The following is a 26,708-nucleotide window of genomic DNA, read 5'->3' as shown; positions in this document are numbered from 1 at the left end:
ACATTTAGGCAGATGACCCTTGACTTTTGCTGTATGGCTCCTCCCACTCAAAGCCCACTCAAAGCGCCGGATAAAGCGTAGGGACTGTATGAAAGAGACAACTTGTCTGCCCTCCACAGGCTAAATCAATCCAGGGTTATTTTATCTGGCCGATGCCGCCCTACATTGTTCCTGCACCTCTACCTGGATCAGGAAATAGATATTATATTTGGCGACCACCCACACTGTATGTGAAAATTTATTCAACTTATGAAAATCCAGATCCACCGGTTCTTTGTCCTCCTCATTTGTTTATCCTTTACACTTGTCGTAAAAAGTCAGACAGGCTGGTACGAAGTGAGCAGTAACATTGTTAATCCTCCAAATGTTACACCCTTATATGCTATTACTAAAGATCCGGCGGGCAATATTTATGCATGTTTTGGAAAAGGCGTGTTCAAATGGAACGGCAATAGTTGGTCTGAGTTAGGATCACTAAACCCCGATAGTTATATTTTGACACTTAGCTCAGATGCCGGGGGGAATATTTATGCAGGCGGCTGGTTTTCGAATAATAATGGAAGATATTATGTAGCCAAATGGAATGGCAGCATTTGGAGTGAACTGGGAACAGGATCCAGCTCATTAAATGCCAACGGACCTATTGAGTCAATTACCACCGATGCCGCAGGAAATATTTATGCCGCCGGGAGTTTCACTAATAATATGGCGAAAACGTATGTGGCAAAATGGGATGGAGTCACCTGGAGTGAATTGGGCACAGGAGTGAATGCATTAAACGCTACGAATGTTATTAAATCGATCAGCTCGGATGGAGCTGGAAACCTATACGCAGCGGGGGGATTCACTAATAGCAGTGGCAAGCCCTATGTGGCAAAATGGAATGGCGTCAGCTGGGCAGAATTGGGAACGGGAAGCAATGCATTAAATCCGAACGCAGGTATTTTATGTATTACAACGGATGGCAGCGGTAATGTGTATGCGGCGGGACAATTTGTAAACAACAATAACAAGGAATATGTAGCAAAATGGAATGGCACCAGTTGGGAAGAACTGGGAACGGTCAATGCCGCATTGAATGCTGACTATTGGATAAGAACCCTCGCTACAGATGCAGCAGGAAATGTGTATGCAGCGGGAGATTTTACGGATGGCATGCACGGCCCCTATATCGCAAAATGGAATGGGATCAACTGGACCGAACTGGGCGCTGGTCCAGGGGCCTTACATGCCAATGGCGAGATCAGCTGCATTATTACCGATCAGCTTGGCAATGTATATGCCTCGGGACATTTTACCAACAGCAATGGTTACCGTCGGGTGGTAAAATGGAATGCCACCACTAACAGTTGGACAGAATTAGATAGTAACGGGGAAGGAAAATTGTCAGGCGATGGAGTCCGGGTCATTGCAACGGATCAGGGCGGCAATGTATACGCAGCAGGATATTTAACTAATGGAAATGGAAGAAGGTATGTAGCCAAATGGAATGGAAGCCGGTGGGCCGAACTGGGTAATAGTACAAGCGTCTTAAATGCAGATGCATGGATCAGCGCCATTATACCGGATGCAGCAGGAAATATCTACGTGTCAGGAGTTTTCAAAAATGGTAATGGAAAGACTTATGTAGCGAAATGGGATGGTATTGCCTGGAGTGAATTAGGATCTGGCAGTACTGCAATAAACGGGAATGGTGATATTAATTTACTGGTAATAGATGCCAAAGGATATCTGTATGCGGCGGGCTATTTCACTAATGCTGACGGCAATTTTTATGTTGCCAAATGGGATGGCACAACCTGGAGCGAATTGGGAGGAAAAAACTCGTTAAAGACAGGAAAGCCGGTTGGTGCCCTGGCAGTAGATGCGGCAGGCAATGTCTACGCTAGTGCATATCATTTTAATAGCGCAGGCTCTGTATACTACGTAACTAAATGGGATGGTAAGACCTGGACCGAACTTGGAACTTCAGGTAATACATTGGACTCTGAAGACCCCATTACGGCTATTGCCGTAGATACATCGGGTAATGTATATGCCAACCCCACTTATCTTGACTTGAGCAGTGGCTGGCATCCTTATATCACCAAATGGAATGGCAGTACCTGGAGGCAATTCGGCAAAGAGCACGGGTCTGCTTCATTTATTGTATCGGATAGTTTAGGAAACATCTACCTGGGAGGTGGAAATAAACTTAGCAAATGGAACGGAAGCCGTTTTATTGAATTGGGCAATCTTCAACAGGGTGAACACATCGATGGAATAGCATTTGATAAAACAGGGAATATTTATGGAAGAGGACTATTTAAAAATAGCGATCACTCTTTCGAGGTGGCAAAACTGGATAACTTATTTCTGCCAGAACCCCGGATATTAAACGTATCAAACAAATGTGCGAATGCACTACCTGGTATTGCCAGGTTAGCCAATCTCCCTGAAAATGCCACGGTGGCCATTACACAAAATGATATCCCGGTACCATACGATAGTGCCACGCTCAACTTTGAATATTTTACAAAAGCCATTACGGCCACAGGTGATCATAAAATAAAAGTTACCTATACAAATGCGGACACCATTACCTATAAAGATACCAGCTACACGGTCACTGCTACCATCACGCCTTCGATTACAATCAGCGGCAATGTAGCTGTTGAGTTAGGTGAACCAACCACTATTACCAGCTCGGCAACCAATGCCGGTAACACACCCGTTTATCAATGGCAGGAAGGCTACTTATATCCCACGCCTTACTGGAATAATATTGGAAATTTTGCAAGCACCCTCCGTTATACTTTTCCAGGAGCTGATGCCAGGCTCAGGTGTATAATGATCAGCAATGCATATTGTGCCAGTCCTGACACTGTAATTAGCAATGTGCTTATACGTGATTCCCTGTACCTGCCCGTACCTGAAATACTGAATGTATCAGCCAGGTGCGGGAATTCATTATCTGCAAAAGCAGAACTGGCCAATTGGCCAAAAAATGCAACTGTTGTTACCGTAACGCAAGATGGCATATCATTGAACCTGGACAGTGCCACCCGGAGATTTGAATACTTTACGACCGGCATTACTATGGCTGGTGACCATTTGATAACCGTCACCTATGCTAACTCAGCCTACACTACACACAAAGACACTATTTACACGGTAAGAACAACCGTTGTTCCGGCTATCACCATTAGCGGAAACACAACGATTATGCAGGGTCAGTCCGCACATCTTACCAGCAATATTTCCAATGGTGGGGTGTCTCCAATATATCAATGGCAGGACAGTTCATCGGCACATCCTTATTGGAAAGATATTGCTGCAGGCGTAGCAGCCACACTCACTTATCCTTCTCCTGTAATAGGCTCCAAAATCAGGTGCAGGTTAACAAGCGATGCAGACTGCGCAAGTCCTTCAACCCTTTTCAGCAATGTACTTTCATTTGATGTTGTCACCGCCATAGACATCGTTGAGCCGAATGAATATGGGATAAAGATGTATCCAAATCCCGCCAGCGCTTTTCTCATCATAGACAGCCTTAAACTAACAGATAGTTGGCAAACACTTGATATAATTGGCATGGATGGCAATGTGGTCATGACAGCCATAAATATCTCCGGTAAAACCAGTATCTCTATTGATGTGCAAACTTTACCACGGGGTTACTACACCTGCTTATTACGAAAAAGGAACGGAAGAAGTCTATCACTAAAATTTGTAAAACAATAGCAAAACCTCATTTACTATTTATTGCAAGATGTCTCACCCCCGCTGGGAAACAGCATTCCCTCAATCATTCTGCCTTATCTGCCTTTCCATCCTTTTATCAGGTACAAACCAAACACAGGCAACCAATGCATACGTGATTAGGCCAAGCCAGGGTGAGAGAAAGCTCAGCCCAACGCCAAGTAGATACATGATAATTGATGAAACCCCTTTCCAGTCTTTGCCAAGTGCTATGGCCAGGGGAGAATTTTTTCCGTGCAAACCAGCAAGGCTGTGTGCCAGCAGATAATAAGCAATACCAGCCAGGGCCGCCACCACGCCATATAAGGCCACCGGTATTGTAGCGAAATTATTTTCACCCATCCAGCCAGTAACAAAAGGAAACAGGGAAAGCCAGAAAAGAAGGTGCATATTGGCCCACAATACAGTCCCGTTGACATGTTGAGCCGTATGAAGCATGTGATGATGATTGTTCCAATAAATCCCGATATAAATGAAACTTAGTACATAGCTCAAAAAAACAGGTATTAATGGCTTTAATGACTGCAACGATCCCCCATGTGGTACTTTCATTTCAAGCACCATGATGGTGATAACAATAGCCAGCACGCCATCGCTGAAAGCTTCCATACGGTTTTTGGTCATAATACTCTTTTTAACCACGGCAAATTAAATACTTCTTTCAGCAAAATAGTGCGGCAACTTTACACAAAACAATCTTTGTTCTGATCCCCGTTGTCCGTAATGTTCCAAACCAATAAGAAAAATAAAAATTATAGGATGTTATACGGAGACTGCGTCTCCGTATCAGCTTCTCGCAGAAGCTGTCATACCTCTCGGCGTGCAAGCTTTGGCTCTGCACAATTATAAACAACGACGGTTCCCCGCAATACTCGTCTTAGAAACTAAAGCACATGCCTCCCTACAGGGCTTAGCCTCGGTTCGTGTCCGCAAAAAACAAAAGCCCCGACACGTGTCCGCGTATCGGAATTTTCGAACTAAAGTAATGTCGATTAGCCAAGTCCCCCGACTGTCCCGGTAATGTCTTACAGCCCGGAGAATGATGCATGGAGACACATTACGGCATTAAAAACACACTACCAATTCCATTGAATGAGGAGAAAATAAGTTGATGAGTTCCGAAATCACCTTTATATTTGTATCCTCATCACGCCATTAAATGGCAAGTTTCAGTCCAGCCTCATTTTTTGTTAGTTAACGTTACAGCCTCGTAAGTTCATTGATTTTTGTTAGTACCAGGGATTCGTCTCTGCCAGCTACGGGTTTACTAATTGCATTTTTAATTTAACTGTATTAAAACCGGCATTTATGAAACTATCAGAATTTATTTTGTTAACGCAGGAAGAAAAGAGATCTATGGTTTTACAAGAAGGAGTTGCTATTGCCAAAATGGAGGTTTTTAATTACGTCGTGTTCCTTTTCCAGTTGCCAAATTTTTATGTTGAAACTTATTGCAACCGGAAAACAAAAGAGATCCAGAAATACAAGGTATATCATAAAGCGGAACACCTGACTCCTTACCTGGAAGCTATCCCGATACGTCACCTCCTGAAGTAATGAACACCTGGAACTTGGTTCGAAAGCCCTTTAAAGTGGTGGTGCGTAAGACACACACCCTGATCATGATATCGGGGAGACGAAGAGGATGCCGCTCAACTTCCGCCCATGCAGGTGTTCCTGAAAAGAAGCACGCCGCGATTGGTGTACTGAGCCTGCCTGTCGGCAGCTAATCGTTACCCAAATCTCTCCCTTAGGTTTTTGCTTTAATAGACCGGTATAGGGAATATTCCAGCGCCTTGTTTTTCGCCGATTTATTGGTCACCTAATTTCAAAAGACTGCAAGCGAAAAACACAGCCGCCTCCAGCGGCTACTTATAGCACGCAGCGGAGTCTTGTTTCTGTAGGTTTTTCAAATTTCATGTTGTTCTCATCGGCCAATTCTGCAGCGGAAATTTTGACATAAGGAAATGTACCGCATACCTGCCTGACGGCAGACAGGGAATTGGCCTTGAATTTTCTTTGTTACTTTCTTTTTTTTTAAGAAAAAGAAAGTAAACGGAGTCTGCTTATCCGAAAGAAATAATCGAGAAACAGATACATGATTAGGCTATAATGTAATAAGCATGGATAAAAATTTGGGTAAGGATAAGCTGTCGGCAGACAGGCTTGTCGGGTAATCTGCACCGGTCACACGAATAGAGGGCTATGTTTTATTTGCGGCATTCAAATTGCAACAACTTCTGCTAAATATTAAAAACATGACGCTTATCGAATTTTTGGTCCTTCTCGTTATTGCAGCTATCTGCGGATCAGTCGGTCAGTCTCTTGCCGGTTATGACCTTGGCGGATGCCTTGTTTCTATTGTTGTAGGCTTTATCGGTGCTTACATCGGGATGTGGATGGCGGGAAAATTTGGCCTGCCTGAACTGTTAGCCATAAAGATCGGGGGAAAAACTTTTCCTGTCATCTGGTCTGTGGTCGGTTCGGCCGTATTAACGCTTATCGTGGCATTAATACGAAAAGGCATCTCGGGACCCAGGCGTTATTAATGATCTCACTCTTCACGATAACCATCACAGTTGTCCGAGGTGTTTAATAAATAAAAGTTGACCGGTTGCGCCGGAGATTGCATCCCCATCAGCCTCAACGAGGCTCCTATGTTTCAACTAAGGAAGGGAGCCTGCAATAAGAGTATCAGTGACAAACATTATCAAAGCCTGCTGCATCTGTTATTGGCCAGCCAATGATACTGTGAATTTTCTACGCTAAAAATACTGATTGGTTAGCTGTCTATTTCAAGTTTATATCCTTTACCATGTACATTCGTAAGCCTGACGTTGGGGTCCTTTTCCAATTTTTTTCGCAGGCGGGAGATAAAAACATCAAGGCTCCTGGTTACAATAACTCCCTCGTTTTCCCACACTTCTTTTTGTAGCTTGTCGCGATCAAGGGTATTGTTGGGAGATAAGGCAAGAAGATGCAGCAGTTTCGATTCTTTGTCGGTAAGATCGATTCGTTCATTATCAATTTCCAGGTATCGCTCGTCAGCGTGAAAAAGAAAGTGACCAATACTGATAACATTTTTTGAAACCGGCGCCTCCTCTTCTTCACTGTTTGTATGTTTTTTTTTCTTCAGGTAAGAATAAAGCGGCCAGGCCGACAGCGATAATATCGCAATAGCTCCTATCCACGCTTTGACCGGAACTGCTGGTGTGGACGAAGTAAAGCTGATGGCAACATAGTAACATGCCGCGGGCAGGGTTCTCCCGAGGCAAGGCACAATATTATTGCTGTCAATATGCGACATTACAAAACTATACACGATCCCGTTGTTGGTACATTCCACTACGTCGGCTGTGTAATCATCGGGCAACGACGATTGCCTGGCGGTTTCACTGATGATACGAAAGATGGAGTCGGGCTGAAGGGAAAGCGGGTTCTCAAAGTGTACCTCGAACTTATTGCCGGGCAATTGTTTTACGGGTAGCACCCTTGAACGGGTATCACCGGCACTCAATAGCAATTGGTGACCGATCATCCGGAGAGCCGTGTGGTACCGGGTCTCCTCCGGCATTTTTCCATCGTCTTTGCTGCTGGCATACACGGTGAAAAAAATAATCAGGGCGGCCAGCGGCGGCAACAACAGGACTCTGTACTTCATTCGTATATTTTTGTTGTTTTAAGGCCGAATGGAACTTACCATGATAAAATTTTCAGCCCCCTGTGTCTTATAATCCTGTCTGCCGGCAGGCAAGGAAAATTTTATCATGGACGTTTCATCTTTAAAATTAAGTTTTTTGCCAGCGTTAAGGCATTGAAAAACAAAAAATTTACATTCATTTACATTCATTTTACAAGACAAAGTCAGTTGGGAGCTGCCGCCTGCACTATCATTGTGGCAAACAACCCTTCATGAAAAAAACAAGTTTGCTTCTGCTGGCGATGCCTATCCTTCACGTCTTTTCTTTTGGTCAGACAATCAACCCATCCCGGTTAAAAGTCTTTGTTGATTGTAGCAACACCTGGTGCGATCTGCAGTATATCCGATCTGAAATAAATGTGGTGGATTTTTTGTTGGATAACGTCTCCGCCGATGTGCATATCCTTATTACCAGTCAAAACACGGGTGCCGGTGGCAGCCAATACCAGCTTATTTTCTTTGGCCAACAGCGTTTTAAGCGCCTGGCCGACACATTGCGCTACACCACGGATCCAAATGCGACCGAATTTGAACAGAGAAGCCTGCTGCTAAAATATCTCAAGGCGGGGCTTGTTCCTTTTATTGCTAAAACAGTGGCCGTAACCAGTATGGAAATAAGTTTAAAAACGGCAGACACAACCAGTACAAACAGTAATGCAGTCGATCCCTGGAATGCCTGGGTGATGCGGGTGGGCGGATATGTAGATATAAACGGCGATGCCAACTATAAAAACAAAATTTTCAATGGCAGCTTCTCGGCCAATAGGATTACCGAAAAAACGAAAACAGGTATGGGAGTAAACGCCAACCGCAACCGCTCACTCTTTGAATATGACGAAAACGGCACCATGCAAAAGTATGTAGTGAAGAATCATAGCTGGTGGGTCAATCACTATTTGGTTCAAAGTATTAATTCAAATTGGAGCTGGGCCTATGAAATAAAATATAGCCAGAATACTTTTTCCAACAGCAGGGGCCGTGTCTTTTTAAAAGGAGCAATTGAATACAATATCTTTCCCTATAAAGATGTAAACAACAAGCTGTTTACGCTCAGTTATGGCCTTACTGCCCGAAGAAATAATTATTATGATAGTACCATTTATAATAAAACCAAAGAAACATTATGGGGGCATCGTGCCTCTGCCTATCTCTCACTCAACCAGAAATGGGGTAACTCTTACGCCGGGATCACTTATCATAATTATCTGCATAACTGGAAATACTTTAATCTTGGCGTAGACGTATACACCAATGTTCGGATCACCGGTGGTTTATCCTTCTTTGTATTGACATTTGGTGGCCTTACCCGTGACCAGGTTTTCCTGGTAAAAGGAAGTGCAACACCCGAAGAGGTATTAGCAAGAAGACGACAGCTTGCATCCGGGTATAATTATTTCACCAGCGTTGGTCTAAACTTTCGTTTTGGATCGAAACTTAATAACATCGTAAACCCGCGGTTTGACAGAAGCAGTTCGTTCGGTGATGAATAATAGTAATGGCCTTTGTTGGGAAACTAAAAGGCCGCTTACAAATTGCAGCGGCTTTTTACGAAAGAAGATATGCCGGCTATCTCAACAGCTTAATACAAATAGTCTAAAGCTTTTCTATCGTTGCTGTTAAACGGCCGGTCAGTCGTACTGCTAAGGCAAGCAAGCATCCAGGATGCGGCATCCGGTCCGGTCGGAGTGCCGGAAATATGTACGGCTCCTACTCCCGTGGTTTCCTGTCCTTCATTACCGCCCGAACCACAACTAAAGCTGCGGTTCATATAATCAGTATGACGGAATCCAATACAGTGGCCCATCTCATGTGCCATTACGGTGGTCAAAAAACCGGAGCTGTAGTTTTGGAATCTTTTGTTGAACTTAACCTCCGGATAAGGGTCTCCATTACTGTCCGGGAAACCGGCTGAAGCAATATAGGAACCGCCGTTAACTATTTTGATGGTAATGTCGCCGCCACTGGAAACTCTTTGGAAGGTCAATCCTAAATTCTGAGCATTATAACGGCCAATGGCAGCATTAATAGCATTAGAAACACTATTATTAACACTGCCGCTGCTGCTCACTGTAATGGTGCGTGGCACACCTGTTACAAGATTAAAGGCGTGGTACTGCTCTACGCCAGCAATACGCAGTGTCCGGCGCTCAGGAGTACTGTTGAGTTGACCAGGCGTGATAACGATATCGCCTTCTACAAGATAACCGTCTTCGTGAATTTGAATATCACTGGTTCCAAATCCCAGCGCAGCAATTTTGTCTTTTACGGCCTGTGAAATTTCTTCGGTCTGCGGCTGCTGTAATTCTTTTTTGCAGGATGTAATGCAGAGGACCGCCATGCCCAAAGCGGCAAGAGTTTTCATCATGTGTTTCATACCTATGTGTTTTACAGTGAATGAATCGATGACCAAACAACTTTGGTGGAAAAAATGGCATATAAAAGATACAACGAATGTTCGATTATACCCCGGAGTTTTTAGCAATACAGTTGCAAAAGATGTGCACCTCGGAGCCTTTGCCCCGGCTGGCGCCAGCAAAAAAATAAAAGCCCCTACCTGGCTTCATGCATCGGAACTCTAAATGGCGGAGTGGGCGTATCCTCACACGGCACGGCCTAAGATCGCCCGTGCTGGGTAGTGCCCATTCACGGCAAACCCGTCGGGACCGCTTACCTTAGTGGATTATAGAAGAGCTTCCGAAAGAGGAACAATGGCCTTATTACTGTATCATTTTCTTCTTTAGTTGTAAAACCAGCGATCCAAACTTCGAATATATTTCATTGGATAAATTTGAATATGAGGCTGCCAATATTTCTAAAGGAACAAAAATTCAAATTTTATCTTTCTCCGGTGGACCGTCATGTACGCTCAAAATCACCTGTTACTATCACTTTATAGGAATCAACACTGACAATAATGATACCGTCAGGATTTTAAGTCCATTACGAAATTACCTGATGCAATAATCCCACTGAAGGTAGTTTCTCCCCGTGGGCAGAAACAGCGGCAATAATCGACAAAGCTTTGACAGAGCATGGTCAAAGCGGATTCGAAGATGAAAATAAATCTGTAGTCTTTAGTAAACTAAATAGCAATATTGAAAAAGGAAATTATAAAACTGCTATTGGTACATTTGGCTTTTAATAGCCCGGTTGTTCGTAGTGTTCAATAAATAAAAAGAAGCTGAATGGTTTGTGCAGAGACCGGATCTATCGGGTGCATCTACGTATCAGCCTTAACGAGGCTCCTGCAAATTTTAGAACCTGCTGTTTTGGAAATTACCTTGCCGGAGTATTTTACAAGCTGGAAATCAATACGGCTTTTTCTTCGGATTCTTCCTCATATCAAAAAGGTAGAGTATTTCAATCGTTTTATTCTTATACCGATAGAATATTTGATTATGTGGTGTAAATAAAACGCTGCGGACATATTGCCTTTTACCAGAAAGTTTACCTGCGGTTGGATTTTTGACAATAAACTCTATTCTTTTTTCCAGCCGGCCAAGAAAACTGTTAGCAGTTTTGGCAGAAAATTCTTTGAGGGAGATATTGGTAGACCCGGAGCGTATTGTTGCGGAAGCGTTTGGAAACAATTACTTTTTCCTCCATTCCTTCATTTCTTTTTTAAAGTCTCCCCATGAAATGGTTTGTTTATTATCGACCTCTTCAATGGCCTTATCCAACTCTTTCAATTGATCAGGAGAAAGCTGATCGACTATATCTTTTTTGTTGGCATAAAACGCCACCTCTTCCATTAACTGGTTCAACACTGCTTCATCTTCAATTTCATCCAGCAGCTTATTAATTTTATCCTTTACTTCTTTGCTCATACATGTAATTTGTAAATGTAAAATACGAAATATTTTCCCCTTTAGATCACTGCTATAAACCCCGCTTCCGACGCTGCAGGTATTTTCAAAATATCGCCCCTACAGCCCCCTGAAATAATGAATGATGACCGGGCTACCATTATTTGCCACGTTGGAACCAGTTTATTCAGTATCTGCAGCTTCGCAGCATTACAGTTTTTTCCCGTCCTTACTGCTATGTTTTTTAAAATGGAGATAATCCAGGAAATAAATAACTTTTAAAGAGAGATTATTATTGTTATCTGATTCGAGTGTATTGCCCAGGTTTTTGAAATAGCCATTTTCTACCTGATTGGTGTAATGCTGGGTTGCATTTTTCCAGACAATATTTAAGAAACTGCCGGGTGCAAACTGCCAGGTATATACCATGTCAATATTGAAGAAGTTTACATTTTTGTTTGCATCAGGATGGAAGCCCCGGTTGAAACGCAAACTACCATCCTGCTGCAGTATATAAAATTCTTTATTATCAACAGTGCTTAAATAATGCCTGGCCCGGAACGTAATACCCATTTTGTTGCTGAAACTGTATTTGGCGCTGAGTATATGTTCGATGGTGTTTACTTTTCGTTTAGCAAAGTTTATATCGCTGCTGCCTTCAACATAGGTGTAACCCATATTGTTGTAACTGGGTTGATAACTGATGCGGTGAGAGAGTGATAATTTATTATTGAAGCGAAAATTTTGACCCAGCAGCATATCCATGGCGAAAAAATTATAGAATTTGATACCTGACTGCGCAAAAAACTCTGTATACCCTGAATATTTTTTGCTGTAGTTACTTTCAAACCACGCACCTCCGCTAATGTTTGCACCCCGTTTAAAAAACCAACCTTCTGTTCTTGGCTCGTAAAAATCATTTTGTTCAAAATTGTAAGTCACACTTCCCCCGATCCACCACAATTTTTTACTTTGCATATTTGTATTCACATTTAACCTTGCAGATTGATATGTTTCGTCGATGGGTGCAATTTTCTTTGAGAGAACACTCAGGCTTGAATTAAAGTTAATATTGATGCGGTTGTACCAGTTTTTCGGTTCAACCCATTTATAACCTACCCACAGGTAATGATTAACAAAATTATTGTTGGTAAAATAACCCATATCATCACTATTATATCGGGTATCCGTTCTTTCCTGCGAAAGATTAAAATTGAAACGTCCGCTTGTTTTGCCTACATGCAGTTCATGGCTGAAACCACGTTGTGTATTACCGGTGGGCAGGTAGCCGAAACGGTTACTCATGGCCAGTTTGCCTCCAAGGTTCCAGGTATTGGTTCGATTGTTCAACTCAAATAAACCTGCAGTTACATTGGCATCATAGTCGGGGCCGCTGCGCCACACATTGGTGTTGATCATTGATACACTCGAATTATTCTTCAGTGTCTGATCAAGTACCAGTACACTGTAGTTGGTAAGCGGATCGGTCAATATTTTTCTTTTTTCTTTTGTAACAATATTTTCAATAGTGGCATACTGCTCTTTTGTTATTGCATTTAAAATACCGATACCTAAACCGTTCTGCATTCTGCCGGAAATCTTTGTAGCATTGATCAGTTTTGATTCCGTAGGATTTTTTACAACGGTTTCGTTGCTGTCTGTTTTGTTGTACACATCGTATAAACGAATAGGGGAACCGCCAATACGTCTTGAATAAAAAAGGTTGCCTTTGCTGAATAGTTCAGTACCTTCTGTAAAAAAGTTCCTGTACTCGTTAAACTTTACTTCAAATGGGGTAAGGTTAAGCACCTGGTTATCGCTTTGTACCTGTCCGAAATCCGGTATCAATGTAGCATCTAATGTAATCGCCTGGTTAATGCCATACTTAACGTCGAGCCCGCCATTTACCTGGCTTGTCCAGTTTTTTTGCCCCGGTTGGTTCGTCGGAAAATGATTGGCATAAACAGAAAAATAAGGCGAGAACTGCAAACGCAGGGGTGGCTTAATATTGGAAATATTTTTCCAAAGTCCTTCCTGGGTAAGAAACCCATTTACATTGGGGTCTATCGGGTTCCAGGTGTTTTGTTGTTCAGTTTTTCTTCTGCGGCGGGTAATATTAAGGCCCCAGTCCTGCACTTCTTTTTTACCGAACCGGATGGCCGAAAAAGGAATAAACATTTCAAAACTCCAGCCACTGTCTGTGATAACAGCTCCGCTTTGCCATACGGCATTCCAGCTAAAATCTTCCATCTCGGCATTTGGACTGGGCGGATTCATTTTTGAATCCCATTGCTCACCTAAGGGTGTAACAAAATATTCAAATCCGTTCAACTTGTCGTTATAGGTATCAAGAATTAATCCTACATAATCATTCGCACCAAAACCATCACGGGTACCGGTTAGTTCTGTAGCAATACTGTCCTTCGTTCTTTCATGACAAAAACCGCCGAAATAAATCCCTTCATCGCTGTACATGAGCCAGGCAATGGTTCTGTTAGCAGGATCTTCCAATGCACCGATCTTTGGCTTGAACTCTACCATGTCTGTCATAATAGCCGCATCCCGCCAGGCACTATCATTTAATAAACCATCGATTTTTACAATACCATAAGTGCGTTTTGCTTCAAGTTCTCTTATTACATTTTTTTGGGCTATGCTACTGAAGGAAACAAGCAGCAATACAAGCCATAATGCAACGCTGGTTCTCATTATTCCGGTAGTTGGTTCTACGATTTACGTTTGATGCAAAAAAAAGTTACAATACTCGTAACAATTTCGCAAATCAAAAATCACTGATAATAATATCCGTAGTGAGTTAATTTATGTGAATTGCAGCTTATGCCTGACAAATGGTAGTGGAAATATGTAAAGGCATATTTTAATTATTTAATTGTTTTCCTGCCTTTTGCTGGTCTTTCCAGGAATAACCAGGATCTTGGCAAAAACTTCTGGTTGGTTGAAAGCAACGACATGAATATTCTATATGCAGGATATGCGATAAAGAAATAAACTTGCTCATTCCTGAAGCAACAAATTAAAAGGCGTTACTCCAGCATTATCTTTTCCGTTTGATCATTTGCTTGCAGGAAATATATTCCCTTAGCAAAATTTCTCAGATCGATGGATTGATGGCCGCCACTAAATTGCTTCGTCCACAGCAAAAGCCCTGCTGAATTGTAAAGCGAAATACTAAGTTGTTGTTTGACCAGTATTCGCAACTCGTCTTTTACAGCCGGCTTATTCAACACTACAAAAGGTAAATGTTGCGACTCGAATTGAATACGCCTGGTGTCGCTATAACTGAATTTACCATCTATGTCTTTTTGCAAGATGCGGTAATACTGCATTCCATACAATAGGGTGCGATCCATGAATTGATATTGGCGGGTATCGCTGCTATTACCTGCCGCAGTAATAATAGCTACATCAGTCCAGAACGATCCATTGTTGTTCCGTTGCACAATAAACTCCCGGGTATTTTGTTCGGAGGCTGTTTGCCATTTTATATCCACCCCACTATTGGTTTTTTCAGCTGAAAAAGAAGACCAGGTAACAGGTAGTGTAATACCGATGGCAAAATAATTTTCCTGGCTGTTCTCCAAAGACTGCCGGTCTGCAGCAGGAAGTGCGGCGCTAAAAACAATTAACTCACTATAACCACTGCCCCCTGAAAGATAATGGCAACAATTCCTGTCATTACCTAAATTGTTCCAACCCGTACCCGAGGAAGGGGTAGCCGGAGCAAATTCTGCCACCGTTAAACTGGTAGGCCACGGAAAAGAACCGGGGGTTATTGCATTGCCATTCTGCCACGCAAGGCCGGTGCTGACAGAAGCAGCGGCGAGAGAGGAATGAATAAGATAGTTGGAGCCCGGTGAGTTGCCATGCCAGTTATAACTACCGGTAGAGGAAAGAATAAAACCATAGGCACCAGCAGCGAAACGTATCACCGAGGACAAATGTCCTACCGTTGTAATGGATGCAGGGAGGTTGAGTGAATTATGACTGGTGGAGACAACTCCCCAAAAGCGAATGAAGGGTCTATTATTTTCCCGGTTAATCACTCCGCTTGCCACAAGCACCGGCTGCTGGGACGTTGTTGCCTGTGTAAGATTGATGTTATTGCCACTTTGGTCGTACCAGGTAGTGATAAACCCATTTCCCGATCCTACAAATGTTTTAAGAGAAATAGTATCCAAATGTCCGCCGGCAGTAAATCCAATATCCTGTGCTGCATTGTCGGAACTGCGCCTGATTCTTAATGCATACCCCGCATAGGTGGAGCTTAATTTTCGTACACTATATGCCACCGACGCAAGGGTGGAAGAACTAAGACCAGCCCGGTCAAGCGTATTTTGAGCAGCAACCTGATTTATCATGATAAAAGAAACGACAACAGCGGCAGATTTACGCAACCATTTTAATAAAAGTTGGCCTGGTTTTCGGCGGCTTGAGCAGTTTTTCATTGGCAGAGAGATATTGGTGGCTGAATGGATATTGAATGGAGCGGCTCTGAAAGCAACGGATAACAGTATCGGCAGTTGGCGACACCTTACTTTTTTTGAAAACCGCAATTATAATCTGAACAAAATTGTTTCGGAGGTTTTATCAATTTCCTCTTTACAATAAAAGAAAATTGCCTTACAGGGGCCATGTTTTTCATAAATGAATAAGGTTTGATAGTAGAACGTAAAAGCAAGTTTAAAAGTATCAAAAATGAGAAAAGGGCACTAAGTAAACGGCCCGGGATTATTTGCTATACCAGGTTTGAGCATCGCAGCAACCCAGAATCAGAGAAACGCGGCTGCAAACGACCTTTGGCACGTAAAACCACTTTATTTTGATGCGAATCAGGTTTTATTTTGATGGCCGTCATTTTTCGATTACGGTCATACTCCGAACTTCCGGTTACAAAAAAAATTATGGGGACGATTGTATTAGACACGGGAAAGCCATTACACACGCCAACGCTGTTGCGAAAGGCTTTACTCATTTGCGGCATCCTCTCCTCCCTGTGGTATATCGTGATAAATATTATTACACCGGTGCAGTATGCCGGTTATAGTGTCGCATCGCAAACTGTGAGTGAACTCTCAGCGATAGATGCTCCTACAAGAACACTATGGGTTGTGCTGTGCATCTTCTTTACCCTGCTTTTAATTGCCTTTGGCTGGGGCGTTTGGTTATCAGCAGGCGACAATAAAAAACTTCGTGTTGTTGCAGCCATAATTGTTTTCGATGCTGTTTTCGGATTCTTTTGGCCGCCCATGCATCAGCGTGAAGTAATCGCAGCCGGCGGAGGAACGCTTACGGATACACTGCATCTTGTTTGGGCCTTCGGCCATCTTATTTTAATGTTGCTGATGATCGGGTTTGGAGCAGCAGCGCTTGGAAAAAAATTTCGCATCTACTCCATAGCAACCGTTGTTATCTTTTTGGTGTTCGGCTTATTGACTACGATGGAGAGTTCCGGAATTGAAGCGGGTAAACCAACACCTTATATCGGCATTTGGGAGCGGATCAATATAGGAGCTTATATGCTATGGATTGTTGTATTTGCCATTGTTCTTTTACAAGGTGAAAAGATGCGAAATACAATGAATGCTATTAATGCCTGAATCAAATCAAATCTTTTTTGAAAGTCCTGGTAATTTTCCTCCTCCTTCCTTCCCGACTCTCCCATTTCCTTTCACAAACGATGTGCTCACCTCCTGGTTACGTGTGTGGCGTGGACCTGCCTTTGCCAGCAGGATTGCTGTGCTACAAAGAGATATTCCGTAATTGTGTTGCTTGCCAGGTACTTGCAGCCGATTCTTCCTGCAAAAGGAATATAACGATCTGGCTCCTCTTTAAATGAATGACTTTCAACAAAAGGTTCCTTATATAACTGCGCGGATACTTGTGTGAAAGAAAATTATTTTTTCATCCCAAATAATAGCAACCCTTTTAACAGACCTCCCGATTAGAAAAAGAGCTACAGCTACGGCCCTTGGTAAAAGGTATTTTTTCTGGCACCTCTCCTTCTCCTCTCAGGTATATCTGTGCCCAGTCTACAGCCCCATTTCCTGCATCCACAGCCCAGAGGTTCTTTTAAACACGCTAAAATTGTTCTTTATGAAAGAGAAACATTTATCCACGCTGGTCAAAAACCTCCATGTCATTACAACAGCAGTTTTTTTAATCACCGGCTTACTGTTGATGCATAGTTGTCATAAAAATGATCACCATTCACCATTTGATAAAGTGGACCTGGAACTTGTAGCAGATGGCTTCGTTTCACCGCTTGGTGTTGTCGCCGTGCCTGATGACAGCGATCGGTTATTTATAATTGACCAGGCAGGTAAGATATGGATCATTGATGCTTCCGGAAATAAACTTAGCACCCCTTTTATCGATGTCACCAGCATGATGGTTCCCCTGATGCCCAATTTTGACGAGCGGGGTCTTTTAGGGCTCGCATTTCACCCCGATTATAAAACGAATGGACGGTTCTTTATTTACTACCAGTTGCCACCACGTGCCGGCGGACCGGAAGAAGGAGAATCCTGGAATAATTTAAGCCGCATTTCAGAGTTTAAAGTTTCTGCTTCTGATCCTAATCTTGCGGATATGGGTTCTGAAAAAGTTATTCTGGAATGGGATGATCCGCAGTTTAACCATAATGGCGGTACGATTGCTTTTGGTCCTGACGGTTATTTATATATCGCCGTTGGCGATGGTGGCGCCGCGGATGATGTAGCTCCCGGCCATGTAGAGGATTGGTATGCTGCGAATGAGGGAGGTAATGGCCAGGATATTGAAGCAAATCTCCTTGGAAATATCCTGCGCATAGATATAAATGTGTCACCTTATGGTATTCCTGCTGATAATCCGTTTGTAGGCAAACCGGGCCTGGATGAGATCTATGCGTATGGCTTCCGAAATCCATACCGCATCTCGTTTGACATGAGTGGCTCCCGCCAATTGTATGCAGGAGATGCGGGCCAGGTATTATATGAAGAAATAGACCTGGTCACAAAAGGCGGCAACTATGGATGGAATGTAAAGGAAGGTACCCATTGTTTTAATGCGGCTAATAATGATACACTGTTACCGTCCTGCCCGGATGTAGATAATTTCGGTAATCCACTCATTGACCCGGTGATTGAAGTGATCAACGCGGCAAACCCAATGGGAGGAGGTAAAGCGCTTACCATTATCGGTGGGAATGTGTACCGTGGCAATTCAATACCGGGATTCCAGGGTAAATATATTTTTGGAACCTTTGGTCAAACCTTTACGGCCCCGGATGGTGAACTATTCATTGCTACTCCGGCTGGCCCCGGTCCGTGGAAATATGATGAGATTGATTTGAAAAGCTTCCCTAACGATCTTGGCCATTATCTGAAGGGTTTCGGACAGGACAATGATGGAGAAGTTTATTTAACGGTGTCAACCGCATTAGGTCCATCCGGCACAACAGGCAAGGTTTTTAAACTGGTGAGAGTGAAAAAATAAAAAACAGGTGGCGCCTCGGTGATTCAATCCAGGAGCCTGTAACGTTATAATCTGTTCCTGATCTAAATGATTTCTTCCATGACGAATCCGGACAGGTCGGGAACATTTTATTTGCAGGTGTGAGAAGAATTTTTATTCTGCTGTTGATGTTTTCATCGTTCCGTACTGCGGGTTGGTACTCATTCCTGAAAAATGAAATAATACAAATCATGATCGATAAACTGTTTTACTAATAAGATGTCCATCGCGGCCTGTTCTTTTACTTTTCCCCATTATCTTTCTCCGGTGGGCTGTTCCCCATTCATACATAGCGAGTAAAACTTTTTCCAGCGATTTTCCATATTCAGTGATCTCATATTCCACCGTAGCGGGAATGGTATTGTACACTGTCCGGGTAATCATATGATTCATTTCCAGGTCCCGTAGTTCTTTTGAAAGCATGCGTGGTGATATACCTACAACTGTACGTTCTATTTCTTTAAATCTTTTTTTGCCTTCAAACAGGGAGCCCAGTATGGGCAACTTCCATTTACCGCTGAAAAAATCAAGCGTATCATTTACCGCTTTAGCAAACTCTGTAGAACATTTCGGCATTTCAGTTTTTGTTGTTCGCATTTTGTTCGCTTTTGATGCTATACCAGAGTATAGTGCTATACTTAAGTATAGTGGTTACTGATGTATAGCAAAGATAAATAATTTTGTGTTCTCATTTTTATCACACACATAAAAACTACTAAAATGATTCTCGTAACCGGAGCCGCCGGGCATTTAGGAAAAGCCGTGATCAATTTTTTATTGCAAAAAGGCATCGGGGCGAATAAGATCATCGCACTTGTAAGAGACGAAGCGAAAGCGGCAGACCTGGAAGAAAAAGGTATTATACTGCGCAAAGGCGATTACCATGATTATGCATCGCTGGCACCGGCATTTAAAGGAGTTGAAAAGCTTTTGCTCATATCTTCCGATGATTTCAATGACCGCTCCCAACAGCATATCAATGTGGTAAATGCTGCTAAAGAAGCTGGTGTTAGACATATTTTATATACCAGTGTACACGGCAGGGAAGATAAGCCATCGTCTATTCCTTTTGTAGTGCAAAGCCATCTGGATACTGAAGTAGCCATAAAAAAATCAGGCATTCCGTATACTATCCTGCGCAACTCAATATATGCCGATATGCTTCCGATGTTTCTTGGGCCAAAAGTGACAGAAACGGGTGTGTTTATCCCGGCAGGAAATGGCAAGACACCTTTTGCGACAAGGCTTGATATGGCAGAGGCAGCCGCAGTTGTATTGATCACTCCGGGCCACGAAAACAAAATATACCCCATTGCATCATCAACGGCTTATTCGTTTTCAGATATAGCAAGCACCCTTTCTGAACTGGCTGGAAAAACTATTCCTTACATAGATGCAGATCCTGTGCAATACAAAGAAGCATTGGCACAGGCTGGTGTACCGCAGGAATATATTGGTGTCATGAGTGGTTTTGCCGAAGCCTTCAAACAGGATGAGTTCAATGCCGCCACCAACGATCTTGAAAAACTCCTCGGAAGAAAACCCGCTTCCTTAAAAGAATTTTTAAAAACAGCTTATTTCAGCAATAATTAAATAAACCATAAAACACACACCTGATGAAAAGAATATTTTTTTTACCAGTTGCCGCAGCATTCCTGCTTCTCGTTTCCTTTACAGTTGTAAACAATATTACCTGGTCTGTTGATGGGGCCCATTCAAGACTTGGTTTTACCGTTAACCATCTCGGCCTTGCTGATATAAACGGAAGCTTCGGTGCTTTTGAAACAAAGATCAGTACAACAAAACCTGATTTCTCCGATGCTATAGTAGAACTGAGCGGCGACGTTAGCAGCATCAGCACCGGCATATCTATGAGAGACGATCATTTGAAAAAAGCTGACTTCTTTGATGCAGAAAAATATCCAAAATTCAGTTTTAAAAGCACTTCGTTTAAAAAAGGCGCTGGCAAAAATTATATCGTAACAGGCGATCTGACGCTGCATGGTGTTACCAAACCAGTTACATTAAATGCACTGCTGAACGGAACCGCTACACATCCGATGACGAAAAAAGAAATGAGTGGATTTAAAGTAACCGGAACAATCAAACGTTCCGACTTTGGTGTAGGCCCCGGTTTTCCCGCTCCCATGCTAAGCGATGAAATAAACATCATAGCTGATCTCGAATTCAGCAAAGAATAAAAAGAGTGAAGATGAAAAGAATAGCATTCATGATGGCAGCACTATCCTTATCGGGGATAGTGTTTGCCTTTTTGGGCATCACCCCATGGAAGGTTGACAAAGATTATAGCATCCGGTTTTCAAGCAAAGACGTAACGGGTGTTTTTGAAAAATTCAATGCAACAATTGTCTTTGATGAAACTAAACTGCAGGCTTCCTACTTTAACCTGCTGATTGATGCCGCTTCGGTTAATACCGGCATTGACCTGCAAACTGAAGATGTCAGAAGCCATGAATGGTTTGATGTGGCGAAATACCCGGAAATAAAATTCACTTCTTCAAAAATAGATACAGCAGGCACAACTTATGTTGTAACAGGAGCAATGGAACTGCATGGCATCAAAAAAGAGATTAGCATTCCCTTTTCATTTGCAAAAAATGGCGACGATAAAGGAATTTTTTCGGCCAGCTTTATCATCAACCGCAACGATTATAAAGTGGGCCCGCCCGGTGGCGGCATAGCAGAAGAGATCAAGGTGGAGGTAAGGGTGCCGGTGATAAAGAAATAGTCTTTTTATAGTTGGCTGCTGGTTTTAGGGGCACAGTGGTTCACACCCGCGGCACCCCTTTTTTATTCTTCGAAATCCGCTGAGCCTATATCATCCACTTCCATCTGCATCTGATCTTCCGGTTCTCCTTACAGGCGATGGCTTACCGCATAAGGCAGTTTCTCTCCGTGGACAGAATCAGCATCAATAATCCTCTTCCCCTGTTGGTCTTCCAAAAAATAATAGTGGTCCCTCACTCTTCATCCGGAGTGAACCACAGATTGGTAGTTGGGAAGGAAAACCATCACGGCATAAATAAAGAATCCGCTATGGTTACGGAAGAAATTATTTTATCTTCATTCTTAAATGACATTCATTATGCGGACTTTCCTCGTAAACTTTATATACACTTCGGGCGGCCAATCTTACAACGCTGACTTTGTTTTATTCAAACAAAAAACATTTCCTACTTCACATGAGGTCTATCAACATATTAAATCAACGGCAGTTGAGAAAGGGCTACATGTTCACGGGTCCATTTTGTGGACAGGAATCATAGAATTAAAAAAAAGCGATGAACAGGAATTTCTTTTTAAAGAAGAATAATTTTTCCGCCTGGTTAGTCTTCCTAACTGTAAATCATCTTTTCCACCTTCCCGCCAGGTCTTTACTGCTCACAAGAGTTGTCTTTCCGCATAGCCTTGTGCGTGGTGTGGTCCTGCCGGATTACGGAAAAATAATCCGCCATCTGCTGAATACTGAATTCTACTGGCCACCTTTTTCGTCCTGCCGGGATATTCTTCAATACGCCAATAAAAATTTGTCTCCTGGCTTACACAACAGTTCCGATTTATACAATCGCTGTTTATGAAATTCTATATTTTTGTCTTTACCTGCGTACTTAATAAAAAAAGTAATGGTATACAAAGAGTTCACACCGGGTGATGCATTAAAGCAATATGTTAAATGCTATTACATTTTTGAATCAGATTCCAGTGCGGCATTTGAGGATAAGGCTTTTGCCACCGGTTGTATGGAGATCATGTTCAACCTTGGAACAGGCAGGTGGCAAACGGCTTCAGGCGATGATTTTAAGACTACTCCCAACATAGAACTATGGGGGCAGATTATCCAGCCATTAATTTTCCGGTCGATTGGGAAAAACACTATGCTTGGCATAAGATTTTATTCGCATACGGCTTCTATTTTCTTAAATACGGATGTCAGCCTGTTGAATAACCAGGTTACAGACCTCATGGACGTGGCAGGCAAACAGGTACATACCCTTCATTCAAAATTGCTGGATACAACATCATTGAATGAACGCATTAAACTCGTTGAAGAATTTTTACTAAACAGGCTTTCGCTTCCTGAAAAAAAACTGGACAAAATAGTTTTGGTAAACAACGTAATGAAGGAACTGAAACATGACGACTTCTTTAATAATATCGGGAAGGTGGCATCACGATATGGTGTTTCATCCCGTTATCTTCAAAAAATATTTTTACAATACACCGGTCTTACGCCAAAATTATATAGTAAAATAAACCGTTTTCAGCACAGCCTTCAACTCCTTGCACACGGAAACTTATCTCTTACTTCCATTGCTTATGAATGCGACTATTTTGACCAATCTCATTTTATAAGAGAATTCAAATCCTTTACCGGCCTCACACCCTCTGCTTTTAATCCTGAAAGTTCATCTGCTATACTTATATCACCAAATTAGCAGGCTGTTCCGTTTTGTACAATTTTTCATGTTGCTATAAGCACAACTTTGTGTAAAAATTAAAAATCATGACATCAAATTTTGAAGTATTTAAAGCCCTGCACCATGATGAAAATTTATTTATTCTGCCAAACGCCTGGGATGCAAAAAGTGCTTCGGTCTTCCAGGAGAATAAATTTCCGGCGGTAGCCACATCCAGCGCAGCGGTGGCTGCAAGCCTGGGTTATGCAGACGGAGAAGATATGCCATTCACTGAATATCTGTTTGTTGTTAAGCGGATCCTTGCCACTGTAAAGGTTCCATTAACCGTTGATATGGAAATGGGCTATGGAAAAACGAAAGAAGAAATTATGGAAAACCTAAAGAAATTGGTTAACCTGGGTGTTGCGGGAATCAATATCGAAGATTCAACCATCCATAATTCAGAAAGAACTTTAAAAGATGCAAACGAATTCGCAAAAACGATAGAATACCTGGGAAGCAGGCTACAATCCGAAAAACTGGCTCTGTTTATCAATCTCCGTTGCGATACTTATCTCCTTGATGTAAAGGATAAGCAGAAAGAGACTATCAAACGGCTGAAAATATATGAATCAAGCGGAGCCGATGGAATTTTTCTGCCTTGCATCAGTAATGAAAATGATATTGCCGAAGCGGTTGACAATACAAAACTGCCCGTTAATGTCATGTGCATACCAGGTCTTCCCGGCTTTGATAAACTGAACAAATTTGGTGTGAAACGGGTAAGCATGGGACCATTCTTGTTCAACAGAGTTTACCAAGAAGCTGCCGAGCTTTCCCAAAAGATTGTTGACAACGGAAATTTCCTGTCCCTCTTTGATGATTCAGTTAAATAAATATTCTTGTAGTATGAAAGCATTGACCTTTACTTCCTTTGGTAAACCAGGTGTATTGGAGTATACAGAAGTAAACAACCCTGTTTTGAAGCAAGATGAGATATTGGTGGAGATGAAAGCTATTGGCCTGAACTATGCTGATATGATGCGAAGAAGCGGCATTTACCAGATAAAAGGAAATGCACCTTATATAAATGGCTATGAAGGTGCCGGGATCGTTGTGGATAATAATCACAACCCGGGGTTCAAGGCTGGCGACAGGGTCGGATTTGCTGATGTACCATTTGCCAATGCAGAGCTGGTAGCAGTACCGGCATCACACGCTATTCCTCTACCTGATGCAATTGATTTTGATACGGCCGCCGCTGTTTTACTCCAGGGTTTATCGGCGCACTTTTTAACGACAGACTGTCATCAAACAGAGGCAGGGGAAATAGTGGTAATACATGCGGCTGCCGGAGGTGTGGGCCAGATAATGATCCAAATCTGCAAAACACTTGGAGCCAAAGTGATTGGCCTTGTTTCTTCTGAAAGCAAAAAACAGTTAGCACTATCAAAAGGAGCCGATACAGTTTTTTTATATAATGAAAACTGGAAAGAAAAAGTACTTGAACTTTATCCATTGGGTGTAGACGCCGTGTTTGATAGCATAGGCAATACAATGGAAGAAAGCCTTCATGTAACGAAAGTAAGAGGACAAGTCGTTTTTTTTGGCATGGCAGGGGGTGAATTCAAACTGGGCAATCCACTTTACCTGATCGGCACATCCAAAACTATTACCGGTGGTGACCTATGGGATTATCTTACTTCAAAGGAAGAGAGGCTTGCACGTGCCGGGCAACTTTTCAACTGGATCATGAATAAGGACATTCAAATTTCTGAGCCTGTAAAATTTAAATTATCCGATGGAAAAGCTGCTCATGAGTATATGGAAAGTCGTAAAAGCACAGGAAAAATATTATTGATACCATAATTCCAAATTTCCGTACAAAAGAAAACTGTATCCAATTTGGGTAAAGATTGCCACCATCGCTTTTTTAATCAGGAATTGTTCGTCCCGGTGGCATTATCACCAAGGGCCGTCATCAGCAACGTTTTTCCTTTTTCTCCGAAATCCAGTGATAAAGCCGCTTTTTTCCCTGGCGCGGTCATTTTTCGCCATGTTTTCTGTAAAATTCTGATCACCATCTGATCATCATGCTTTGTAATAAAATCCCCGTATTGAAACTGAAGAAATACCAAACACAATGCATTTTCCATTACCTGCACTACTTCATCCTTCCGAAGGTTTTCTTTAAGCAGAATGTGCTGTACGGCACTTATTTCTTCTTCATTGTAGCCGGCTTCCGACAATAATCTTCCGGCTGTATCTGCATGAAATTTTGCAAGGTCGTTCCGCCATTTGTAATAACCCGCTTTTCCTGGAGGATATTGATTTCTCGGAATTTTCCATCTTCCAATATGCTGGCATCTTGATGCCAGCAACAAATCCTCGCCGGCCTGTGGCGCCAGCTTTTTTACCCATTCATATAATTGCATGGCATAAAAGTATTCGGCAGGATATGCAATACCATCCCACGTTATAATATTCGGGTCCTGCTTATTATAAGCGTCAAACAGCTCAAATGCTTTTTCAATCCTTTCTGTGGTCATACCCATATCTTTTTTCTTATATCGGTTACCAAAAATAAATAATACAGGGCGTGCATAAAGAGAAAATATTCAACATTTAACCTACAATAAAGGCCTTTGTCCATTTCTTATTGAAAAGAATTAAATTCGGAACAAATAATAACCTCAATAAACGTACTGGTATCAGACTATGATACTTTCAACCAAATGACAAGAGAAAAATTAGGACAATACTTTTGCTATTTGGCTTCTTTAGTATTCTGCTGGGTTTTAATTGGACAACTTATTCAAACAAACTTAACGATTGATAAACTTGTCAAAGTAAGTGGAACAATTGACCAGGCAATCGAAGTTTCAAAATACAGGCGCAAAAGTTATAGTAAAGATTACGAATTACGAATATTTTTAAAGGATACAACTGAATATTTTAGGCTCATGGACATTTACAAGTATGACCACTTCCGTGAACTAATTAATAATGGCGATACAGCAGAAATTTATATAAGACCAAAATGGCTGGTTCCATTGGGTCTTGGTTACAGGAATGATATATTCCAAATGACATTAAATGGACAAACTATATTTGAAATTTCTCAAACAAAAAGAAATGGCAACGGGATCATAATTGTATCATTAATTGCAATCCCTATATTTTTATTTCTACCACGATACTTAAAAAGAAAAAGGCGTGCCGGGCCATCATCATCATCAAATCATATGCGTCCTGATTCATCTGGTCTGGTCTGCTTTTCTATATCAGCATAACCCGGCCGCCGCTTACTACCAGTTTCTTTTCATTTACAATGCCGACAGCAAGGGATGGGATATGATACCGTATCCGCAACGCTTCCAGCTTTTTTTCAAAAGTACCTACATTCGATGTGCTCCATACATCATCTGTGGCGGTAACAGGTTTTGCCGTACGGGTTAGCCTGTAAGTGGAATTGCATGCCGTAACTGCACTGCAGAAAATAAAAAGTAAAATTTTATACATACTCAT

The 26,708-nt window shown here is 42.1% G+C and carries 25 protein-coding genes; 16 read left to right on the top strand and 9 right to left on the bottom strand.

Going from position 1 to position 26,708, the window contains the following annotated elements; all coding sequences use genetic code 11:
* Positions 1 to 249: 249 nt before the first annotated feature.
* Positions 250 to 3,723 carry a T9SS type A sorting domain-containing protein gene (locus ACFEL9_RS06420; protein ID WP_385887309.1) on the top strand — a complete coding sequence of 1,158 codons (3,474 nt, stop codon included), beginning with the start codon at positions 250 to 252 and terminating at the stop codon, positions 3,721 to 3,723.
* A 60-nt stretch (positions 3,724 to 3,783) separates the two neighbouring features.
* On the opposite strand, the gene ACFEL9_RS06415 is transcribed toward ACFEL9_RS06420, so the two are convergent.
* Entirely contained in the window at positions 3,784 to 4,365 is a 582-nt protein-coding gene (locus tag ACFEL9_RS06415; protein ID WP_385887307.1) for a TMEM175 family protein, read from the bottom strand.
* 684 nt (positions 4,366 to 5,049) lie between these two features.
* Here ACFEL9_RS06415 and ACFEL9_RS06410 point away from each other — a divergent pair.
* Positions 5,050 to 5,298 carry a hypothetical protein gene (locus ACFEL9_RS06410; RefSeq protein ID WP_385887304.1) on the top strand — a complete coding sequence of 83 codons (249 nt, stop codon included), beginning with the start codon at positions 5,050 to 5,052 and terminating at the stop codon, positions 5,296 to 5,298.
* 701 nt (positions 5,299 to 5,999) lie between these two features.
* On the top strand, positions 6,000 to 6,290 hold the full coding sequence (locus ACFEL9_RS06405) for a GlsB/YeaQ/YmgE family stress response membrane protein (protein ID WP_385887301.1): 291 nt from the start codon (positions 6,000 to 6,002) through the stop codon (positions 6,288 to 6,290).
* 233 nt (positions 6,291 to 6,523) lie between these two features.
* Here the strand turns inward: ACFEL9_RS06405 and ACFEL9_RS06400 are convergent, their stop codons facing one another.
* Complete coding sequence (locus ACFEL9_RS06400) at positions 6,524 to 7,402, bottom strand: winged helix-turn-helix domain-containing protein (RefSeq protein WP_385887298.1); 879 nt, start codon at positions 7,400 to 7,402, stop codon at positions 6,524 to 6,526.
* A gap of 251 nt (positions 7,403 to 7,653) precedes the next feature.
* On the opposite strand from ACFEL9_RS06400, the gene ACFEL9_RS06395 reads away from it, so the two are divergent.
* Entirely contained in the window at positions 7,654 to 8,931 is a 1,278-nt protein-coding gene (locus ACFEL9_RS06395; protein ID WP_385887295.1) for a hypothetical protein, read from the top strand.
* Positions 8,932 to 9,020: 89 nt separating this feature from the next.
* On the opposite strand, the gene ACFEL9_RS06390 is transcribed toward ACFEL9_RS06395, so the two are convergent.
* A complete protein-coding gene (locus tag ACFEL9_RS06390) occupies positions 9,021 to 9,815 on the bottom strand; it encodes a M57 family metalloprotease (RefSeq protein WP_385887293.1) in 795 nt (264 codons plus the stop codon).
* A 28-nt stretch (positions 9,816 to 9,843) separates the two neighbouring features.
* Here ACFEL9_RS06390 and ACFEL9_RS06385 point away from each other — a divergent pair, with 28 nt between their 5' ends.
* Positions 9,844 to 10,020, top strand: a complete 177-nt coding sequence (locus ACFEL9_RS06385; protein ID WP_385887290.1) for a hypothetical protein — start codon at positions 9,844 to 9,846, stop codon at positions 10,018 to 10,020.
* 1,011 nt (positions 10,021 to 11,031) lie between these two features.
* On the opposite strand, the gene ACFEL9_RS06380 is transcribed toward ACFEL9_RS06385, so the two are convergent.
* From ACFEL9_RS06380 to ACFEL9_RS06370, 3 genes are all read right to left on the bottom strand, one after another.
* On the bottom strand, positions 11,032 to 11,268 hold the full coding sequence (locus ACFEL9_RS06380) for a hypothetical protein (RefSeq protein ID WP_385887288.1): 237 nt from the start codon (positions 11,266 to 11,268) through the stop codon (positions 11,032 to 11,034).
* Between the two features lie 189 nt (positions 11,269 to 11,457).
* Positions 11,458 to 13,956, bottom strand: coding sequence for a DUF5916 domain-containing protein (locus tag ACFEL9_RS06375; protein WP_385887285.1), 2,499 nt, complete (start codon positions 13,954 to 13,956; stop codon positions 11,458 to 11,460).
* 335 nt (positions 13,957 to 14,291) lie between these two features.
* Positions 14,292 to 15,626 (bottom strand): arabinofuranosidase catalytic domain-containing protein, encoded by a 1,335-nt coding sequence (locus ACFEL9_RS06370; RefSeq protein ID WP_385887282.1) that lies wholly within the window; start codon positions 15,624 to 15,626, stop codon positions 14,292 to 14,294.
* Here ACFEL9_RS06370 and ACFEL9_RS06365 point away from each other — a divergent pair.
* From ACFEL9_RS06365 to ACFEL9_RS06355, 3 genes are all read left to right on the top strand, one after another.
* The gene (locus ACFEL9_RS06365; RefSeq protein WP_385887279.1) at positions 15,625 to 15,876 is read left to right on the top strand and encodes a hypothetical protein; all 252 of its coding nucleotides are present in this window, start codon (positions 15,625 to 15,627) and stop codon (positions 15,874 to 15,876) included. The two genes, ACFEL9_RS06370 and ACFEL9_RS06365, sit on opposite strands and share 2 nt — an antisense overlap.
* Positions 15,877 to 16,169: 293 nt before the next feature.
* Positions 16,170 to 16,865: a DUF998 domain-containing protein gene (locus ACFEL9_RS06360; protein WP_385887276.1), complete on the top strand. Its 696-nt coding sequence runs from the start codon at positions 16,170 to 16,172 to the stop codon at positions 16,863 to 16,865.
* Positions 16,866 to 17,361: 496 nt separating this feature from the next.
* Positions 17,362 to 18,744: a PQQ-dependent sugar dehydrogenase gene (locus ACFEL9_RS06355; RefSeq protein WP_385887273.1), complete on the top strand. Its 1,383-nt coding sequence runs from the start codon at positions 17,362 to 17,364 to the stop codon at positions 18,742 to 18,744.
* A gap of 207 nt (positions 18,745 to 18,951) precedes the next feature.
* Here ACFEL9_RS06355 and ACFEL9_RS06350 read toward each other — a convergent pair whose 3' ends face one another.
* On the bottom strand, positions 18,952 to 19,359 hold the full coding sequence (locus tag ACFEL9_RS06350) for a winged helix-turn-helix transcriptional regulator (RefSeq protein WP_385887270.1): 408 nt from the start codon (positions 19,357 to 19,359) through the stop codon (positions 18,952 to 18,954).
* 123 nt (positions 19,360 to 19,482) lie between these two features.
* Here ACFEL9_RS06350 and ACFEL9_RS06345 point away from each other — a divergent pair, with 123 nt between their 5' ends.
* The 7 genes from ACFEL9_RS06345 to ACFEL9_RS06315 all read left to right on the top strand — a co-directional run bounded on the left by ACFEL9_RS06345 (position 19,483) and on the right by ACFEL9_RS06315 (position 25,049).
* Positions 19,483 to 20,355 (top strand): SDR family oxidoreductase, encoded by an 873-nt coding sequence (locus ACFEL9_RS06345; RefSeq protein WP_385887268.1) that lies wholly within the window; start codon positions 19,483 to 19,485, stop codon positions 20,353 to 20,355.
* A 23-nt stretch (positions 20,356 to 20,378) separates the two neighbouring features.
* Positions 20,379 to 20,963 carry a YceI family protein gene (locus tag ACFEL9_RS06340; RefSeq protein WP_385887261.1) on the top strand — a complete coding sequence of 195 codons (585 nt, stop codon included), beginning with the start codon at positions 20,379 to 20,381 and terminating at the stop codon, positions 20,961 to 20,963.
* Positions 20,964 to 20,974: 11 nt separating this feature from the next.
* Positions 20,975 to 21,511: a YceI family protein gene (locus ACFEL9_RS06335; RefSeq protein ID WP_385887258.1), complete on the top strand. Its 537-nt coding sequence runs from the start codon at positions 20,975 to 20,977 to the stop codon at positions 21,509 to 21,511.
* 357 nt (positions 21,512 to 21,868) lie between these two features.
* Positions 21,869 to 22,096: a hypothetical protein gene (locus ACFEL9_RS06330; RefSeq protein WP_385887255.1), complete on the top strand. Its 228-nt coding sequence runs from the start codon at positions 21,869 to 21,871 to the stop codon at positions 22,094 to 22,096.
* 310 nt (positions 22,097 to 22,406) lie between these two features.
* Positions 22,407 to 23,219, top strand: coding sequence for a helix-turn-helix domain-containing protein (locus tag ACFEL9_RS06325; RefSeq protein WP_385887252.1), 813 nt, complete (start codon positions 22,407 to 22,409; stop codon positions 23,217 to 23,219).
* A 68-nt stretch (positions 23,220 to 23,287) separates the two neighbouring features.
* On the top strand, positions 23,288 to 24,076 hold the full coding sequence (locus ACFEL9_RS06320; protein WP_385887250.1) for an isocitrate lyase/PEP mutase family protein: 789 nt from the start codon (positions 23,288 to 23,290) through the stop codon (positions 24,074 to 24,076).
* A gap of 13 nt (positions 24,077 to 24,089) precedes the next feature.
* Complete coding sequence (locus ACFEL9_RS06315) at positions 24,090 to 25,049, top strand: quinone oxidoreductase family protein (RefSeq protein WP_385887247.1); 960 nt, start codon at positions 24,090 to 24,092, stop codon at positions 25,047 to 25,049.
* A gap of 68 nt (positions 25,050 to 25,117) precedes the next feature.
* Here the strand turns inward: ACFEL9_RS06315 and ACFEL9_RS06310 are convergent, their stop codons facing one another.
* Complete coding sequence (locus ACFEL9_RS06310; protein ID WP_385887244.1) at positions 25,118 to 25,729, bottom strand: DUF4202 domain-containing protein; 612 nt, start codon at positions 25,727 to 25,729, stop codon at positions 25,118 to 25,120.
* Between the two features lie 186 nt (positions 25,730 to 25,915).
* Between ACFEL9_RS06310 and ACFEL9_RS06305 the strand changes: the two genes are divergently transcribed.
* The gene (locus ACFEL9_RS06305; protein ID WP_385887242.1) at positions 25,916 to 26,473 is read left to right on the top strand and encodes a hypothetical protein; all 558 of its coding nucleotides are present in this window, start codon (positions 25,916 to 25,918) and stop codon (positions 26,471 to 26,473) included.
* On the opposite strand, the gene ACFEL9_RS06300 is transcribed toward ACFEL9_RS06305, so the two are convergent.
* Positions 26,460 to 26,702 carry a hypothetical protein gene (locus ACFEL9_RS06300; protein WP_385887239.1) on the bottom strand — a complete coding sequence of 81 codons (243 nt, stop codon included), beginning with the start codon at positions 26,700 to 26,702 and terminating at the stop codon, positions 26,460 to 26,462. The genes ACFEL9_RS06305 and ACFEL9_RS06300 overlap by 14 nt on opposite strands.
* Between the last annotated feature and the right edge of the window lie 6 nt (positions 26,703 to 26,708).

This window comes from Terrimonas alba (assembly GCF_042434975.1).
GTDB lineage: Bacteria > Bacteroidota > Bacteroidia > Chitinophagales > Chitinophagaceae > Terrimonas_B > Terrimonas_B alba.
This window is presented reverse-complemented; position numbering and strand designations above follow the sequence as displayed.